This window comes from Stenotrophomonas sp. VV52, assembly GCF_002893095.1.
Classification (GTDB): Bacteria; Pseudomonadota; Gammaproteobacteria; order Xanthomonadales; family Xanthomonadaceae; genus Stenotrophomonas; species Stenotrophomonas aracearum.
Genome location: NZ_PKQQ01000003.1, coordinates 303,451 through 319,388, shown reverse-complemented (window position 1 = coordinate 319,388; position 15,938 = coordinate 303,451). Strand labels below are relative to the sequence as shown.

The window sequence follows — 15,938 nt, the reverse complement described above, 5'->3', positions numbered from 1 at the left end:
GTTGAGGTCTCACGCTACGCCACCTCGTTGCACCGCCCTTCTGTTTTTCGCCTCACCCACTTTGCCGTAAGGATGCATCTCATGACCTCCCACACTCCCACCTCCACCCGCATCACCCGACGGCTGGCCATGGCCGGCGTGTCGATCCTCGCCGCTGCGGTGCTGGCCGCCTGCAGTGGTGGCCACGCCGAAGAAGCCGGCGCGCCGCCGCCGCCGCAGGTCAGTGCCGCGCCGGTGCTGGTCAAGCCGGTCAGCCAGTGGGACGACTTCAGCGGCCGCGTCGAAGCGGTGCAGAGCGTTGAACTGCGCCCGCGCGTGTCCGGCTACATCGACAAGGTCAACTATGTCGAAGGCGATGAAGTAAAGAAGGGCGACGTGCTGTTCACCATCGACGCGCGCAGCTATCGCGCCGAACTGGACCGCGCCACCGCCGAACTGGCCCGCGCCCGCACCCAGGCCACGCTGAGCCGCAGCGAAGCCGAACGTGCACGCCGCCTGTCCGACCAGCAGGCGATCTCCACCGAGACCTGGGAACAGCGCCGCGCCACCGCCGACCAGGCGCAGGCCTCGGTGCTGGCCGCGCAGGCCGCGGTGGACGCAGCGCGCTTGAACATGGAGTTCACCCAGGTGCGCGCACCCATCGACGGCCGCGCCGGCCGCGCGATGGTGACCGCCGGCAACCTGGTCACCGCCGGCGACAGCGCCAGCGTGCTGACCACGCTGGTCTCGCTGGACACGGTGTTCGTGTACTTCGACGCCGATGAAGGCACCTTCCTGCGCTATGCCCAGATGGCCCGCAAGGGCGAACGCCCGAGCGAGCGCGACAGCGACCTGCCGGTCAAGGTCGGGCTGTCCGGCGAAGAGGGCTTCCCGCACCAGGGCAAGGTCGACTTCCTCGACAACCAGGTGACCCGCAGCACCGGCACCATCCGTGTCCGTGCGCTGCTGGACAACACCGACCGTGCCTTCACCCCGGGCCTGTTCGCGCGCGTGCAGCTGCTCGGCAGCGGTGAGTTCCAGGCCATGCTGATCGACGACAAGGCCGTGCTGACCGACCAGGACCGCAAGTATGTGTACGTGGTCGACAAGGACGGCAAGGCGCAGCGTCGCGACATCACCCTCGGGCGCACCGCTGAAGGCCTGCGCATCGTGCAGCAGGGCCTGAACGCAGGCGACCGCGTGATCATCGACGGCGTGCAGAAGGTCTTCATGCCCGGCATGCCGGTGCAGGCCAAGGCGGTTGCGATGCAGCCGGCCCCGGCGGTCGTACCGGCACGTGCAACCGCGTTGAATTGAGTTGGTAGCCGGGCCCGGCCCGGCATTACCCGCCGCGTGACACCTCCCTTCCGCTGTCGGTCTCGACAGCGGCCGGGGTGCTGCACGCCGGCGTTGCTGAAAACACCAGGAATCCACCCATGGACTTTTCCCGTTTCTTCATCGACAGGCCGATTTTCGCGGCGGTGTTGTCGATCGTGATCTTCGCCGCCGGCCTGATCTCCATCCCGATCCTGCCGATCGGCGAGTACCCCGAAGTGGTGCCGCCGTCGGTGGTGGTGCGCACCGTGTATCCGGGTGCCAACCCGAAGGTGATCGCCGAAACCGTGGCCACGCCGCTGGAAGAGGCGATCAACGGCGTCGAGGGCATGATGTACCTCAAGTCGGTGGCCGGCTCGGACGGCGTGCTGCAGATGACCGTCACCTTCCGCCCGGGCACCGACCCGGACGACGCGGCGGTGAAGGTGCAGAACCGCGTCGCCCAGGCGCAGGCGCGCCTCCCTGAAGACGTGGGCCGCCAGGGTGTGACCACCCAGAAGCAGTCGCCGACCTTCCTGATGGTGGTGCACCTGACTTCGCCGAACGGCAAGTACGACACCCTGTACCTGCGCAACTACGCCCGCCTGCACGTCAAGGACGCGCTGGCGCGCATTCCCGGCGTGGGCGACGCGCAGATCTTCGGCGGTGGCGACTACGCCATGCGCGCCTGGCTCGACCCGGACAAGGTCGCCGCGCGCGGCCTGACCGCCAGCGACGTGGTCCGTGCCATGCGCGAGCAGAACGTGCAGGTCTCGGCCGGCCAGCTCGGCGCCGAACCGATGCCGAACAGCCAGTTCCTGACCCTGATCAACGCCCAGGGCCGCCTGCGCAGCGAGCAGGAGTTCGGCGACATCGTGCTCAAGGCCGGTACCGACGGTGAGGTGGTACGCCTCTCCGACGTGGCCCGCGTCGAACTGGGCGCCGGCGACTACACCCTGCGCTCGCAGCTGGACGGCAAGAACGCGGTCGGCATCGGCATCTTCCAGGCCCCCGGCGCCAACGCGCTGGAGATCCGCGATGCGGTGATCGGCACCATGGACGAGATGCAGAAGACTTTCCCGGCCGACGTGAAGTACGAAGCGGTGTACGACACCACCATCTTCGTGCGCGACTCGATCAAGGCGGTGGTGTCGACCCTGCTGGAAGCCATCGCGCTGGTGGTGCTGGTGGTGATCCTGTTCCTGCAGACCTGGCGTGCCTCGATCATTCCGCTGATCGCAGTGCCGGTGTCGATCGTGGGTACCTTTGCTGCGCTGTACGTGCTGGGCTTCTCGATCAACACGCTGAGCCTGTTCGGCCTGGTGCTGGCGATCGGCATCGTGGTCGACGACGCGATCGTGGTGGTGGAGAACGTCGAGCGCAACATCGAAGAAGGCCTGTCGCCCACGGCCGCTGCCCACCAGGCCATGAAGGAAGTGTCTGGCCCGATCATCGCGATCGCGCTGGTGCTGTGCGCGGTGTTCGTGCCGATGGCGTTCCTGTCCGGCGTGACCGGTCAGTTCTACAAGCAGTTCGCGGTGACCATCGCCATCTCGACTGTGATTTCGGCGATCAACTCGCTGACCCTGTCGCCGGCCCTGGCTGCGCGCCTGCTCAAGCCGCATGACGCGGCCAAGGATGCGCCGACCCGCATCATCGACCGCCTGTTCGGCTGGATCTTCCGTCCGTTCAACCGCTTCTTCAAGTCCAGCTCGGAGAAGTACGAGCGCAGCGTCTCGAAGATCCTCGGTCGTCGCGGTGCGGTGTTCGTGGTCTACGCGGTGCTGCTGGTCGGTACCGGTTTCATCTTCAAGCTGGTGCCGCCGGGCTTCATTCCGACCCAGGACAAGCTGTACCTGATCGCCGGCGTGAAGCTGCCGGAAGGCTCGTCGATCGCGCGTACCGATGAAATGCTGCGCAAGGTGGCGAAGATCGCCCAGGAAACCGACGGCGTGGCCCACACCATTTCGTTCCCGGGCCTGAACGCGCTGCAGTTCACCAACACGCCCAACACCGGCGTGGCGTTCATCCCGCTCAAGCCGTTCAACGAGCGCCATGGCCGCACCGCTGCCGAGATCAATGCCGAGATCAACCAGAAGATCGCCGGGCTGCAGGAAGGCTTCGCGTTCGCGATGATGCCGCCGCCGATCCTGGGCCTGGGCAACGGCAACGGCTACCAGATGTTCATCGAAGACCGTGGCAACCTGGGCTATGGCGCACTGCAGACGGCGGTGAGCCAGATGCAGGGCGCGGTGGCACAGACCCCGGGCATGGCGTTCCCGATCACCAGCTACCAGGCCAACGTGCCGCAGCTGGACGCCGAAGTGGACCGGGTCAAGGCCAAGGCGCAGGGCGTGCAGCTCACCGAGCTGTTCGACACCCTGCAGACCTACCTGGGTTCGTCGTACGTCAATGACTTCAATGAGTTCGGTCGTACCTGGCAGGTCATCGCCCAGGCCGACGGCCAGTTCCGCAACAGCGTGGAAGACATCGGCAAGCTGCGTACCCGCAACGATCGTGGCGAGATGGTGCCGATCGGTTCGATGGTGACCGTGAAGGAAACCTATGGCCCGGACCCGGTGCTGCGCTTCAACGGTTACCCGGCCGCGGACCTGGCCGGTGAAGCCGACCCGCGCATGCTGTCCTCGGCCCAGGCCATGAACAACCTGACCGAGATCGCCGCCAAGGTGCTGCCGGTGGGCATGACCACCGAATGGACCGACCTGAGCTACCAGCAGGCCACCCAGGGCAAGGCCGCATTCATCGTGTTCCCGGTGGCGATCCTGCTGGCGTTCCTGGTGCTGGCCGCACTGTACGAGAGCTGGTCGCTGCCGCTGGCGGTGATCCTGATCGTGCCGATGACGCTGCTGTCGGCCCTGTTCGGCGTATGGTTGACCGGCGGTGACAACAATGTGTTCGTGCAGGTCGGCCTGGTGGTGCTGATGGGCCTGGCGTGCAAGAACGCGATCCTGATCGTCGAATTCGCCCGCGAGCTGGAAATGGGCGGCAAGGGGATCGTGGAAGCCGCGCTGGAAGCCTGCCGCCTGCGACTGCGCCCGATCGTGATGACCTCGATCGCGTTCATCGCCGGCACCATCCCGCTGGTGCTCTCGCATGGCGCCGGTGCGGAAGTGCGCTCGGTAACCGGCATCACCGTGTTTGCCGGCATGCTCGGCGTGACCCTGTTCGGCCTGTTCCTGACCCCGGTGTTCTACGTGGCGCTGCGCAAGTTCGTCAGCCGCAACGGCGGCGGCAAGCTGGTCGCCCACGGCGACTCCACCCTTCATCACTGATCCCGATCCCCACGAGGACGTTCCATGAACACTGCTACTTCCAAGATCGCGCTGGTCACCGGCGCCACCCGTGGCATCGGCCTGGAAACCGTGCGCCAGTTGGCCCAGGCCGGCGTGCATACGCTGCTGGCGGGGCGCAATCGCGACACCGCCGTGGCCGAAGCGCTGAAGCTGCAGGCCGAAGGCTTGCCGGTGGAAGCGATCCATCTTGACGTGGTCGACGCTGCCAGCATCGCCGCCGCCGTGCAGGAGGTCACCGACCGCCACGGTCGCCTGGACATCCTGGTCAACAACGCCGGCATCCTGCTCGACAACCCGGCGCTGGCGCCCTCGGCGCAGACCCTGGACACCTGGCGCAGCACCTTCGACACCAACCTGTTCGCGGTGATCGCCGTGACCCAGGCCTTCCTGCCGCTGCTCAACCAGTCGCCGGCCGGCCGCATCGTCAACGTCTCCAGCATCCTGGGCTCGCTGACCCTGCACAGCCAGCCCGGTTCGCCGATCTACGGCTTCATGGTGCCGGCCTACAACGCGTCCAAGAGCGCGGTGAATGCCTGGACCGTGCAGCTGGCCTACGAGCTGCGCGAGAGCACCACCAAGGTCAACACCGTGCACCCGGGTTACGTGAAAACCGACATGAACAGTGGCGAAGGCGAGCTCGAAATCGCCGACGGCGCGCGCTCCAGCGTGGGCATGGCGCTGATCGGTGCCGACGGCCCCAACGGCAGCTTCACCTACCTGGGCGAGGTGCTGCCATGGTGATCCGTGTGTTGACCGCCGCCGTTGCCAGCGCGCTGCTGGCCGGCTGCGTCAGCGTCGGCCCGAACTACCAGGCACCGCCGGCACAGCCGGTGGTCCTGCAGGGCGCGGCCGCGCCGGTGTTCACTACCACCTCGCCGGTGGCCAGCTGGTGGGCGCAGTTCGACGACCCGGTGCTGGAGCAGCTGGTGCACGACGCGCTGGGCGACAACCTCGACCTGCGCATCGCCATGGCGCGGGTGCGCGAGGCCCGTGCGGTGTTCGTCGAGCAGCGCCTCGACCAGTTGCCGCATGTCACCGCGGGCGGCAGCTACGACCGTCGCAAGCAGCCGGACCTGACCCCCGGCGGCGAGCGTGTCTTCGGCGAAACCTACCAGCTCGGCTTCGATGCGGGCTGGGAGCTGGACCTGTTCGGTCGCCAGCGCCGGGCCGCCGAAGCGGCGCGTGCCGACCTCGGCGCCGAGCAGGACAACCTGGCCGACGCGCAGGTGACCGTGGCCGCGGAAGTGGCACGCAACTACTTCGAGCTGCGTGGCACCCAGAAGCGGATCGACGTGGCCCAGCGCACCCTGGTGAACCTGCGTGACACGCAGCGGTTGACCGAAGCGCGCTGGGAACTGGGCGCGGGCAGTGAGCTGGACGTGCAGAGCAGCCGGGCGCGGTTGAAGGCGATCGAGGCCGACATTCCGCTGCTGGAAGTAGCTGAGGTGCAGTCGCGACACCGCCTGGCGGTGCTGCTGGGGCAGCGTCCGGATGCGCTGGATGCACTGCTGGCCCCGCGCGAGGTCCCGCCGTACGCGAAGGCGTTGCCGTTGGGCGACACCACCGACCTGCTGCGGCAGCGCGCCGACGTGCGCGTGGCCGAGCGTCGCCTGGCCGCTGCAACGGCCCGCGTGGGCGTGGCCACGGCCGACCTGTTCCCGCGGATCAGCCTGAGCGGTTTCGTTGGCTTCCTGTCCGGCGATGCCAGCGGGCTGGTCAACGGCAACAACAAGGCGTGGTCGGTGACCCCGTCGATCAGCTGGGCCGCGTTCGACTTCGGCACGGTCAAGGCACGGTTGCGCGCAAGCAAGGCGCAGGCCGACGGCGCCGCTGCCGAGTACGAAAAGGCGGTGCTGCTGGCGCTGGAAGACACCGAGAACGCGCTGACGCGTTATGCCAAGCAGCAGGCGCGGCTGGGCATCGTGGCCGAGCAGGCGCAGGCCGCGCGACGTGCCGAGCAGCTGGCGCAGATCCGCTACCGTGAGGGGTCGGAAGACTTCCTGACCCTGCTGGATGCGCAGCGCACCCAGCTGGCGGCCGACGATGCGTTGGCCGCGGCCGAGTCCACGGTCAATGTCAGCGTGGTCGGCGTGTACAAGGCGCTGGGCGGCTGGGGCCAGCAGCAGGACGCTACTCCGCCGGCGCTGGCCGGCACGATGCGGTAACCGTATGCAGGGGGCGGCAAGCGTCGCCCCCTGCCATTTTTGTAATGGTTCGCCGCAATGGCGTACCGGAAAACCCCGCGCTGACGGCTTTGCCTCTGCCGGGTCGGTCTGGGCCGGTGCTAAAAACACCGCCAGTCCGGGAGATGAGCCATGCAACGGAAGTGCTGGGAGCCGCCACGCGCGGCCAGGGAAGAACGCCACGCGGGCACCGCGGGCCTGTCGGCCAGCGTGATCGTGCTGCTGGTCGTGGCCGCGCTGACGGTCAGCCTCGGCTTTGCGTGGCTGCCCGACAGCCTGCTCGGCATCGGCGTGGTCGGCGTCGGCCTGTTCCTCGCCATCAGCGCCCGCATCTGCCAGGCGCGCGAACAGCACCAGGCGCTGTGCAGGGTGTTGGAGCACCTGCGCGGTGCTCCGCGATGTTGAAACCGATCAACGCTTCGGGGCTTGCGGGAACACCAACTCCGCCATCACCGGATAATGGTCCGACGGCACCACGCCATCGAACGTCTGGTCCAGTGTGCTGAACTGCTTTACCCCAAACCCGCGCACCAGGATCCAATCGATCTCCACCGTCGGCGTGGTGCTGAAATTCTGGAAGGTCAGGCGCGGGCCGTCGACCTTGCCGGCCAGCTTTCTTGCATCGCTTAGCGTGCGGGTGAATTCTGCATACGTGGGGCTGGTCGGCTCGCTGTTGAAATCGCCGGTGACCACCACCGGAATGTCCTTCGGCAGCTTCGCCAACCGCTCGGTGATCAGCTTCGCACCCAGCACGCGGCGCGGTTCGTCCTCATCGCGATAGGGCAGGTGGGTGTTGTACAGGTAGAACTGCCTGCCATCGGCCTGGCGCTGGAACAACGCCCAGGTGACCATGCGCGGCATCAGGTTGCCCCAGGTGATGCTGCCGGCGACTTCCGGCGTGTCGGACAGCCAGAAGTTGCCCGATTCGACCACCTTCAGTTTGGCGCTGTCGTAGAACACGCCCATGTGCTCCTCGTTGTCGCCCGGACCGCGCGGTTCACCGAACCAGCGATAGCCGGGCAGGTGCTGCACCAGATACTCGGCCTGGTTGGCCTTCAGCTCCTGGGTGCCGAATACCACCGGATGCTGTTCCTTCAACAGCGTGACCATCGCATCGCGACGGTCCTCCCAGCGCTTGTTGGGCTCGGTATCCACCGGCGTGCGCACGTTGAATGACATGACCCGCAGCGGTTCGGGACTTTTGGCCAGTGCGGAGCCGAGCGGCAACGCCAGCACGATCAGGGCCAGCAGGGCCGGACGACGAAAACGAGACAACATGGGAATCCCTCCATTCCGTGAAATCGTTTCCAGAGGGTCGCACGGAACCTGTGCCGGTGGATATGCGCAGATTGGCGAAACGGGTAGGGCAGACGTCATGTCAGGCCCCGCTCACGCCGCCACTGGGCGAAAAATGTGACGAGGTTGGGGTTCGGGTCCAGGTCATTCGCCACGGGGGGCAGCGCCTCGACGGGCCGGGGCGGCCCGCCGTAGGTCTGAAGGTAGTGGATGGAGAAGTCGGCGTCGGGGAAGCGGAAGCGGAGCTGCGGCACGACGACCCCGCCGCAGGAGGCGCAGGTGTCCAGCAGTGAGAACAGGCGGAAGCGCTTGACCGGCGGACCGTCTTCAATCGAACTGGCGATCAGCCGCTCGGAGTCCTTCTCACGATCGAACACGACAGTGCGCGTGTCGCCGTCCCTGCGAAGCACAGGCAGGCTGGTGATGTCGGATCGCGGCTCCTTGCCCTTCATCGCCTCACCTGCATCGATCAAGCGGGTGCCATCGGGAAGCGCAGCGGTAGGCTTCAGGTAGATCTTCCTGCTTCGCTTCCCGCCGGACAATGCGCAGTAGATCTCGCGCCCGCCGTTTTCGCGGACTACGTCGGCAATGGCCAGGTTGGCGCCATTGAGGTGCGCAATGATCCGCCTGCCCGCATCGGGTTCGGCCAGTGACGCTGCGGTGATCGGCGCCAGATCGCCCTTGCCCCCGGTGGCGGGCAGGATGGCATTGAGGATCTCGGCGACCGCCGCGCGCTCCTGCCCGCTCGCTGTGGTCAATGCCGTCCACTCGGGGACGTGCTTGCGGGCCAGCGCGACGAAGGTGGCTTGTTGGGGCTCCCCATTGAGGACCTTCCTGGCGTAGCCGGTGAGTGCGTTGGGTCGGCCGCGCGCCGCCTGGTAGCCCGCGTAGGCGTCGTACGTGGGGTAGCGTTCGAGCAGGTCTGCAGGCAGCGTTGGCCTCAGGTAGTTGTATGTAATACGCGCGATGTTGTCCTCATCCTGCCGGAGGAAGGGTCGAAGCAGATCCATGCGGTAACCTTCCGACTTCCGCAGGTAGGTATTGATCGCCGCCTTGTCGCGCCCGGTTTCCATCTTCGTGAAGTGAAGCGCGGTTTGCCCCGGCGCCGGCAACGGGGCCTGGTAGAACACCCCGTCGTCCGGTTCGATGCACAACGCGCGCAGGAACGGCGACTCCACCCGGATCGCGCGCAGCCTGCGCGCGTCGCCGATGCCGGGCAGCAGGGCACCGACATCCACGACCGGCAGTTCGTGTCCAAGGCGTGCGACATGGTCTTCGGGCAACCCGGCGTGCAGGCCGAACATGCGCTGATCGGACAGCGTTCCTTCCAGCGTGGCGGGGTAGTTCACGCTGGCCGGCAAGCCCATTACATCGAGCTGCCCGGCGGTCAACGGCACCAGTCGCGGTGCTGCTGCGCGCGCGGACGGCGTCCACGAGCAGACCATGCCCTCATGCACCATGAGGCGCAGCGTCTCGCTGCTGTCAGGCCGGGTGTGCGCAAGGTCCAGCGTGAACTCGCGCGTGGCGGCGGCGATGCCGTCCACGCGCTCGGGCGGCAGCTGGTCCACGCGCAGGCCGTTGGCGGCGTCGGGAGTGAAGCGCAGGCGCGACTGTTGTGCGCAGGGGATCACCACCAGCGAACGGCGAGGCCTGCAGTGCGCGGGCAGCTCCTGCCACTGCCCGGGCGCGCTGCGGTGTTCGGCCGTCGCCGTCTGCTCGAATGCGGTGCGTTGCGCATTGAGCCGGTAGCCGTGCTCGCCGATCAGCATTTCCCAGTCATCGTTGCCGTGGTCGAGGAACTGCGCGGGCGTGTCGCCCAGCGCAACCTGCAGACCTTCGTCCGTATGCTGCACGGGAATGATGGGCGGCAGTTCATTCGCGAACGCGAAGGTGTCCAGCCTGGGCCCATACGGTTTACCGGTGAACACGTCGTAGCGATGCCAGGCGGTGCCGCGTGCAGCCACCAGCACCACGCTGCCGTCTTCCAGCGTCGCCTCCGCCAGCGTCGGGGTGGCGGCGCGTCGCGTCTGCAGCACCGCCTTCGGGACCCGTCCGCTGGCAATGGCGTGCTCGAGTGCGAGCGTGGATTCCTGCAGCGCCGGGCTGCTGCGCAGGCTGCGCTTGAGCCAGTCCGCACCCTGGAGCGCAGTTTCCCAGGCATGGCTGCCGAGCCACTGCGAGCCCTTGACGACGTTGCGCACGGTCCCCAGCCCGCCCTGCATGGCCAGCGACGTTCCCAGCTTGTGAAGGGCTTCGGCGGACTCCGCTGCAATCGACGTGATGGTGTGCTCGCCGGCGGTGCGCACGATACGGACGGTGCTTGCGAAGAACTCGCTCACCGGCGCCACCGTGGAAACAACGTCCATCACGCAGCCGCCGATCGTACCGGCCGAGAAGTCGCCGGCACGGAGCTGCTCCACGCAGCTCAAGCCGGGCACCAGGAACTCGGCCAATGCATTCAGATCGTGCAGCTCCTGCGCGTGGAGTTGTTCCAGCCCCGTGCGCTGCGCGAGTTCATCCGTGTACGCCTGGTCCAGTCGTTCCTTCCAGAGGTCCGTCGCCGCCGCGCGCGCGAGTGACGGGAAGGTGTGTGGGCCGCTTCCGGTCACCGTGCTGCGGTACGGCGCCAGGGTCAGGCCAGACAGCGGTTCGAGCAGGCCGCCATCGCGCTGGCGCTGGGCGTTGCCGGTAAACAGTCCTTCGGTGTCCACCAGGCTGCCGAGCGCCTGATCCTGCCATACCCGCCGTGCCACCCCGGCCTGCGGGATGATTTCGAAGTACACAGGCTCCGTGCCCTGTTGGGTGGGCGTGCAACGCAGCAGCAGGCCGCGGTCGGCATGCCGATCGCCCAGGCTGATGCGCAGCGGCGTGCACACCGACGATTCGATCAACCGCCGGTCGACTGCCGGGAGGCCTTCCAGCACCGTTGCGATGACACCGGCCAGTCCGGATTCTACAGTCCGCTTCCATGCATCGAACGCGCTTTCGAAACGGCTCGCGGTAGTGGGTCCGTTGGTCGATACCCAGGCGTCGGCCACCACCAGTTCCTGCAGCGTATCGTCGTTGGTGACCAGGGCGCGTTCGACCGGGTCGTCCATTGCACTGCCACCGCCCGGGCCCGGCCGGTAGGTGTCGTAGAAGCGGGTCTCGAAGTCGATCAGGTGCGAGGGTACGATGCCGTGGCGCTTCAGGTACGCCTCACCGATGTCGACCGGGCGCTTCGACCACAGCGCCGGGTCGATGCCTGCTTCCTCAAGGGTCTGTGCGGCGATGTCCATGCGTCTGGGCGATTCGCTGGCCAGCTGCTGCACATGCAGCGCGTGGATGGCCTGGTCGGCCTGCAGCAGGGTGAGCGCGTCACTCACCTGTTGCCCGGTGGTGGCGTCGAGCCGCGTGAGGTTACCCGCTCCACCGCGCGCGGCCGCATACGCCAACGCCTCGGGTGCAAGCGCTCGCGCCCACGCATCGTGCAGGTCGTCGTGCCCGCCGGGTGTCTTCGCCGGCAGCGAGAGCTGCGCGGGCAGGGCACAGACCTCATCGAAGCGGCCCCCGCTGCAGGCGCCCGGTTGCATGCCGTCCAGCAGCGTCGCGCCATGCCGCAGGGCCACGCTCTGCAGCGAGCCGCCGTAGGTGAGCCAGTCGGGAATGCCGTCCACCATCAGTGCCGGCTGCTCCAGCTCGCTGGCGAGCATCCAGTACAGCATGCCCAGCGCGGCCGGCGACGCCTCGCCGTTTTCATCCAACACCGCCAGGCGCAGTTCGTGGGCAAGGTGCGCAAACGGCACATCCACCACCTCGGCGGAGGCGAAGCGTTCGCGCAGCGCATCGATCCGGTCGCGGCCGATGTAGCGTTCCAGCATCAACTGCGCGAGCAGCGTCTGCGCGCCGCGCGCGGAACCGGTATCTCCGGCGTCGCCACCCACCCAACCGGCCTCGGCCAGCAGCGGTTGGCAGAACGCGGCGAACTGGCGCGTGCGTGCCATCAGCGCCCAGGCATTGGGTGCGGTCAACGGTTCGTCGTCACGGCCGTCGGCTTCGGGCGGATGCAGCAGCGACAGGCCGAATCCTTCAAGCAGGTCATCCAGCGCTGGCAGGTGCGCCGGATCTACGCGGGGCGTGTCCGGGCGGGGTGGGGCGTCCGACTGCACGATTGCTGCCAGCAGCGCATCCTCCGATGCGTCCGCGCCACGCGCTGGCACGTGGGGCGGCTGCAACAGCGGGAAGCTCACTGGCGCGCGCGCTGGTGGGACCCCGCGTGCGTCAGGCGGCAGCAGCACGGCGCCGAATGCCAACGCCTCATCTGCCGTCAGCGCCGGATGCAGCCGTTGCAGGTCGATTGCCAGCGACAATACCGGCGCAGCGTCGTTGGCAGGGTCGTGAGTGAGTCCTTTGGGATCTTCGCCGAGCGACAGCTGCACCTCAGCCGACGCGCCCAACATCGCTGCGCAGGTGCTGGGCGACAACGGCGCCTCGCGGTCCAGCCGCGTGCCGGCGCTGCGCCCGGCAACCGAGCGTTGCAGGTGCTGCCAGGCGACCCGCTGCGCATCGTCGCTGGCGCACCACTGGTCCAGCGCCTGCGGTGCCTCCATGACCCGCGCCCACAGCGCTGGCGGAGCCTGTGTCCCGCGCGTTCCAGCAGTTGCAGCCAACGCGTGCTCGACGGCATTGACCACGCCCTCGCGGTTGGTGCGCATGCCGGGCGTTCGCCATAGCGATGCCAGTTCCCGCTCAGGCAGCAGGCTCAGCCACTCGTCCGGCGACAGGTGCCAGGTGGAGCCGCGCTGGAACTCGTCGCGCCAGTGGCCGAATGCTTCAGCGCCTGGCGCGCTGGCCAGTTGCCGGAAGAACCCGTGAACCAGCTCTGGCGTAACGTCGTCCGCGCCGATGTCCAACATCTGCGCCACCAGCCGGCGTGTCTCACTGCCGCGCATCAGGCGCATCAGGTCGCGGGCCTGCTGCTGCGGCTCGTCTGCGATCCGGTCGCGACCGAGCAGGTGACGCAGCACGGCGGCCGGCAGGGGCAGGGTGACCGTCATCGGCAGCAGCAACGGCCGCAGGCGCTCGGGATTTCGTGCAAGGTCCAGCGCTTCCAGCGGGTCCAGGGCGGGGGACGCGTGGGCGCCACCGGTCCACGCGAAGAAGCCCGCATAGGCAGGGTAGGCAGTGGGGTACCACGGGTCGGCCTGTGCCATCGGCAGGTCCAGCCCCGAATACAGCTGCAGCAGCGGGGCGATCAGTTCACCCGTCAGCACGCGCAGGTCGTTGCGGCGGGGATCGATCACCGACTGCAGCGGCGGTTCCAGGTCTTCGTAGCGGGCCAGCGACGCGGCCACCTGGTGGAACAGCACGCCCAGTTCGGTCACCCAGTGCGTGCCGGCCACGGCAGCCTTGCGCTCGAGGTGGTCGCGCCAGTCGGCAGCGCCGGGCGGCTTGCCGCGCCAATCCCAGTATCTGCCGAAGCGTAGTGCATCGACCTCACCGCGCAGCGTGACCAGCAGGTCTGCCAGCAGGGTATCTGCGCTGTCGAGCAGATCGAACGTTCTTTCGTCCAGCAACGCAGGTTGCGCCTGTACCAGCCAGGCCCGCATCTGTTCGGTACTGGAGCCGTGCGGCAGCGGTTTGCCGTAGGCGAGGTGCATGCGCGCACGGTGTGCCTGCAGCTGCGCATCGGTCATCGGCGTTGCCAGGCGGCCGGCCACGGTATCGGTACGCCAGGCCAACGTATCGAAGTGCGCATGCGCGGCGACCAACGCGTTGGCGTCCTGTTCCTGCACGTACGCGACGGCGGCGCGACCAATGCAGGCCAGGCTGTGCAGCGCCCTGCGTTCGCCTTCGGCGTGCGGGTGCTGGGTGAGCTGTTCCAGCATGCGGGTGAACGCGTAAGCGCGTGCGCTGGCGCCGCCGTCGGCCAGGCTGCGGCGGGCGCCTTCCGGCAGCATCGGCAGCGTCTGCAGCGCGTCATACCATGCGCGTGCCGGCGTGGATGCGAAGAAGGAAGCCAGTGCGTCCGCGCTGGGTGCCCGGTGCTGCAGGTCCAGCCCGGCCTGCGCAAACGCGTCGGTGACGGCTGCATGCAGGCCACCCAGCGTGCGAGGCACCTGCCAATCCAGTGTGTTCCACCAGTCGCCGGGCGCAAGGCGGTCGAGCAGGGGCGCCTGTACCAGCAGCGGCAGCCGGCCGTCGACCCGGATCATCTCCTGGGCGACCGCGCCATGGCAGGGCAGCGCGGCGGGCGCGGGGGCGGCCGTTCGGCCGAGGTCGGTCAGCGCGCCGGCATCGGCGCGCGGCGCGCGCGTGCGGTGGTGAAGCATGGGCGTCGCCGAGGACGCCGGGTCGATGTCATGCACGGGGCACATCCCGTCTGTCGGCGTGGCTTTTGGGGCGTCGGGCGCTGTCAACGTCGTCGTTCCGGTGGGTTGACGTGCGAGGAATGCGCCGATCCCTGCGCTCTGCTCGCGCAACATGCCGGGTACGTTATGCGGCGCCTCCCAGCACTGACCGCGCAGCGCGACAGCAGTCCCCATCTGCGGGCGGCCAAGCAGCGCGCTGGTGTCGTCCACGAGCGGCGTTTCACCCACCATCGGCGTGCAGGCCAGGATGTTGACCGGCCGCGCCCACGCACCGCCAAGCCCATAAGGCTGCGCGGTATTCGCTACCGCTTCGGGCGTCGGCAGGGTCCTGCTGCCCAGCAGCCTCGCGCTTTTCGCAGCAGTAAAGCTGAGGTCCGCGCCGCCCTTCACCAGCTGCGGAAGCTGCCATGGAAGGCTGAGCAGGCTGACGGCTGCGCGCGCAGGGCTGTCGTAGCGGCCCAGGGGCTGCGCGGGAGCGGGGGTATCGAGATCGGCCTGTTGCGCCACGGCCAGCAGCTGCATGGCCAGCGGAGGCGCCTTTTCGAACGCCACTGTCGCCGTGGAGGGTACATTGGACCCGGTGCGCGTCGTGACCTGCTGCATCGCCGACAGTCGGGCACGAACGTCCGCAATCGACGCGGCATCGCCCGCGTGGGCAAACACCGTGCGCAGACCGGCGCGCGGATCGAGCAGGCCGGCATCGCGTTGTTCGTGCCGGCGCACCCACTTCATCGCCCCCTGCAGCGCCTGGGCGGTTGCGGCAGGTGCCAGTTCTGCCAGCAGCTTCGCCACGGCGCCATGGCGTTTGTCGGTATCCAGTCCACCGTACTGCGTGCGCTGGTGGTCGAGCGCAATCTGCCGTGCGTCCGCCTCCGCATCGCGCGCACGCGGGCCGGCAAGCATCTCCTGCCAAGCAGCCGGCGTCTTGTCCAAGGGCCGATACAGCGCATCGCGCAGACGCTGCAACAGCGGATCGCGGCCGGAAACAGCGGCACTCAAGCGCGCCCTTTCGGCAACGCATTCCACTTCCCAGTGCGCCTGCGGCAGGCGCAGGGCATACAGCAGCACGCAGCGCCAGGCGGCGGCCTCGTCGTCGCTGCAGGAGGGAAGTACGCATTGAGCGGCCAGCCACTCCGACAGCGCATCGCCGAGCGGGCTGCCCGGCAACCCGCCGTCGAGCAAGCTCCCGATCAGCGTGGTATCGATCGGCCCCCTGGACAGCGCGTCCGCCAATGAATCCAGCTGTGCGGGCGGCACGCCCACCAGCGACAGCGTCGTCGCGTCGCGATTACGTACCTGCCACGGTGCCGCCGTTGGGCGCGTCTGCTCCTGGACGGGGGCAGGGGTGCGCTGCGCGGCAGCCGTGCACTTGGATGCGGTAGGGCAAGGGGACAGGTTCGGCACAGGCATGGAATCGTGACAGGCGCAGGGGCGCGGAAGGGCGCCGATCCTACGGATGGGTCTCAGCGCTGCAATCGACAACGCCAATGGAACCTGACTAA

The 15,938-nt window shown here is 68.0% G+C and carries 7 protein-coding genes; 5 read left to right on the top strand and 2 right to left on the bottom strand.

Going from position 1 to position 15,938, the window contains the following annotated elements; all coding sequences use genetic code 11:
- Positions 1 to 129 precede the first annotated feature (129 nt).
- The 5 genes from C2U58_RS09985 to C2U58_RS09965 all read left to right on the top strand — a co-directional run bounded on the left by C2U58_RS09985 (position 130) and on the right by C2U58_RS09965 (position 7,195).
- Positions 130 to 1,296 carry an efflux RND transporter periplasmic adaptor subunit gene (locus tag C2U58_RS09985; RefSeq protein WP_102945902.1) on the top strand — a complete coding sequence of 389 codons (1,167 nt, stop codon included), beginning with the start codon at positions 130 to 132 and terminating at the stop codon, positions 1,294 to 1,296.
- Positions 1,297 to 1,415: 119 nt separating this feature from the next.
- Positions 1,416 to 4,586, top strand: a complete 3,171-nt coding sequence (locus C2U58_RS09980; RefSeq protein ID WP_102945718.1) for a multidrug efflux RND transporter permease subunit — start codon at positions 1,416 to 1,418, stop codon at positions 4,584 to 4,586.
- Between the two features lie 24 nt (positions 4,587 to 4,610).
- Positions 4,611 to 5,348 carry an SDR family oxidoreductase gene (locus C2U58_RS09975; protein ID WP_102945717.1) on the top strand — a complete coding sequence of 246 codons (738 nt, stop codon included), beginning with the start codon at positions 4,611 to 4,613 and terminating at the stop codon, positions 5,346 to 5,348.
- Entirely contained in the window at positions 5,342 to 6,772 is a 1,431-nt protein-coding gene (locus C2U58_RS09970; protein WP_102945716.1) for an efflux transporter outer membrane subunit, read from the top strand. Before C2U58_RS09975 ends, C2U58_RS09970 begins: the two co-directional genes overlap by 7 nt.
- Positions 6,773 to 6,922: 150 nt before the next feature.
- Positions 6,923 to 7,195, top strand: coding sequence for a hypothetical protein (locus C2U58_RS09965; protein ID WP_102945715.1), 273 nt, complete (start codon positions 6,923 to 6,925; stop codon positions 7,193 to 7,195).
- A 6-nt stretch (positions 7,196 to 7,201) separates the two neighbouring features.
- Here the strand turns inward: C2U58_RS09965 and C2U58_RS09960 are convergent, their stop codons facing one another.
- Complete coding sequence (locus C2U58_RS09960; RefSeq protein ID WP_102945714.1) at positions 7,202 to 8,068, bottom strand: endonuclease/exonuclease/phosphatase family protein; 867 nt, start codon at positions 8,066 to 8,068, stop codon at positions 7,202 to 7,204.
- A 95-nt stretch (positions 8,069 to 8,163) separates the two neighbouring features.
- Complete coding sequence (locus C2U58_RS09955) at positions 8,164 to 15,846, bottom strand: deaminase domain-containing protein (RefSeq protein ID WP_172448121.1); 7,683 nt, start codon at positions 15,844 to 15,846, stop codon at positions 8,164 to 8,166.
- Positions 15,847 to 15,938: the final 92 nt, after the last annotated feature.

Excerpts from the sequence above, each read along its gene's own strand:
- C2U58_RS09955 (WP_172448121.1), bottom strand. The coding sequence starts at position 15,846 with ATGCCTGTGCCGAACCTGTCCCCTTGCCCTACCGCATCCAAGTGCACG.
- C2U58_RS09970 (WP_102945716.1), top strand. The coding sequence starts at position 5,342 with ATGGTGATCCGTGTGTTGACCGCCGCCGTTGCCAGCGCGCTGCTGGCC.
- C2U58_RS09985 (WP_102945902.1), top strand. The coding sequence starts at position 130 with ATGGCCGGCGTGTCGATCCTCGCCGCTGCGGTGCTGGCCGCCTGCAGT.
- C2U58_RS09975 (WP_102945717.1), top strand. The coding sequence starts at position 4,611 with ATGAACACTGCTACTTCCAAGATCGCGCTGGTCACCGGCGCCACCCGT.
- C2U58_RS09980 (WP_102945718.1), top strand. The coding sequence starts at position 1,416 with ATGGACTTTTCCCGTTTCTTCATCGACAGGCCGATTTTCGCGGCGGTG.
- C2U58_RS09960 (WP_102945714.1), bottom strand. The coding sequence starts at position 8,068 with ATGTTGTCTCGTTTTCGTCGTCCGGCCCTGCTGGCCCTGATCGTGCTG.
- C2U58_RS09965 (WP_102945715.1), top strand. The coding sequence starts at position 6,923 with ATGCAACGGAAGTGCTGGGAGCCGCCACGCGCGGCCAGGGAAGAACGC.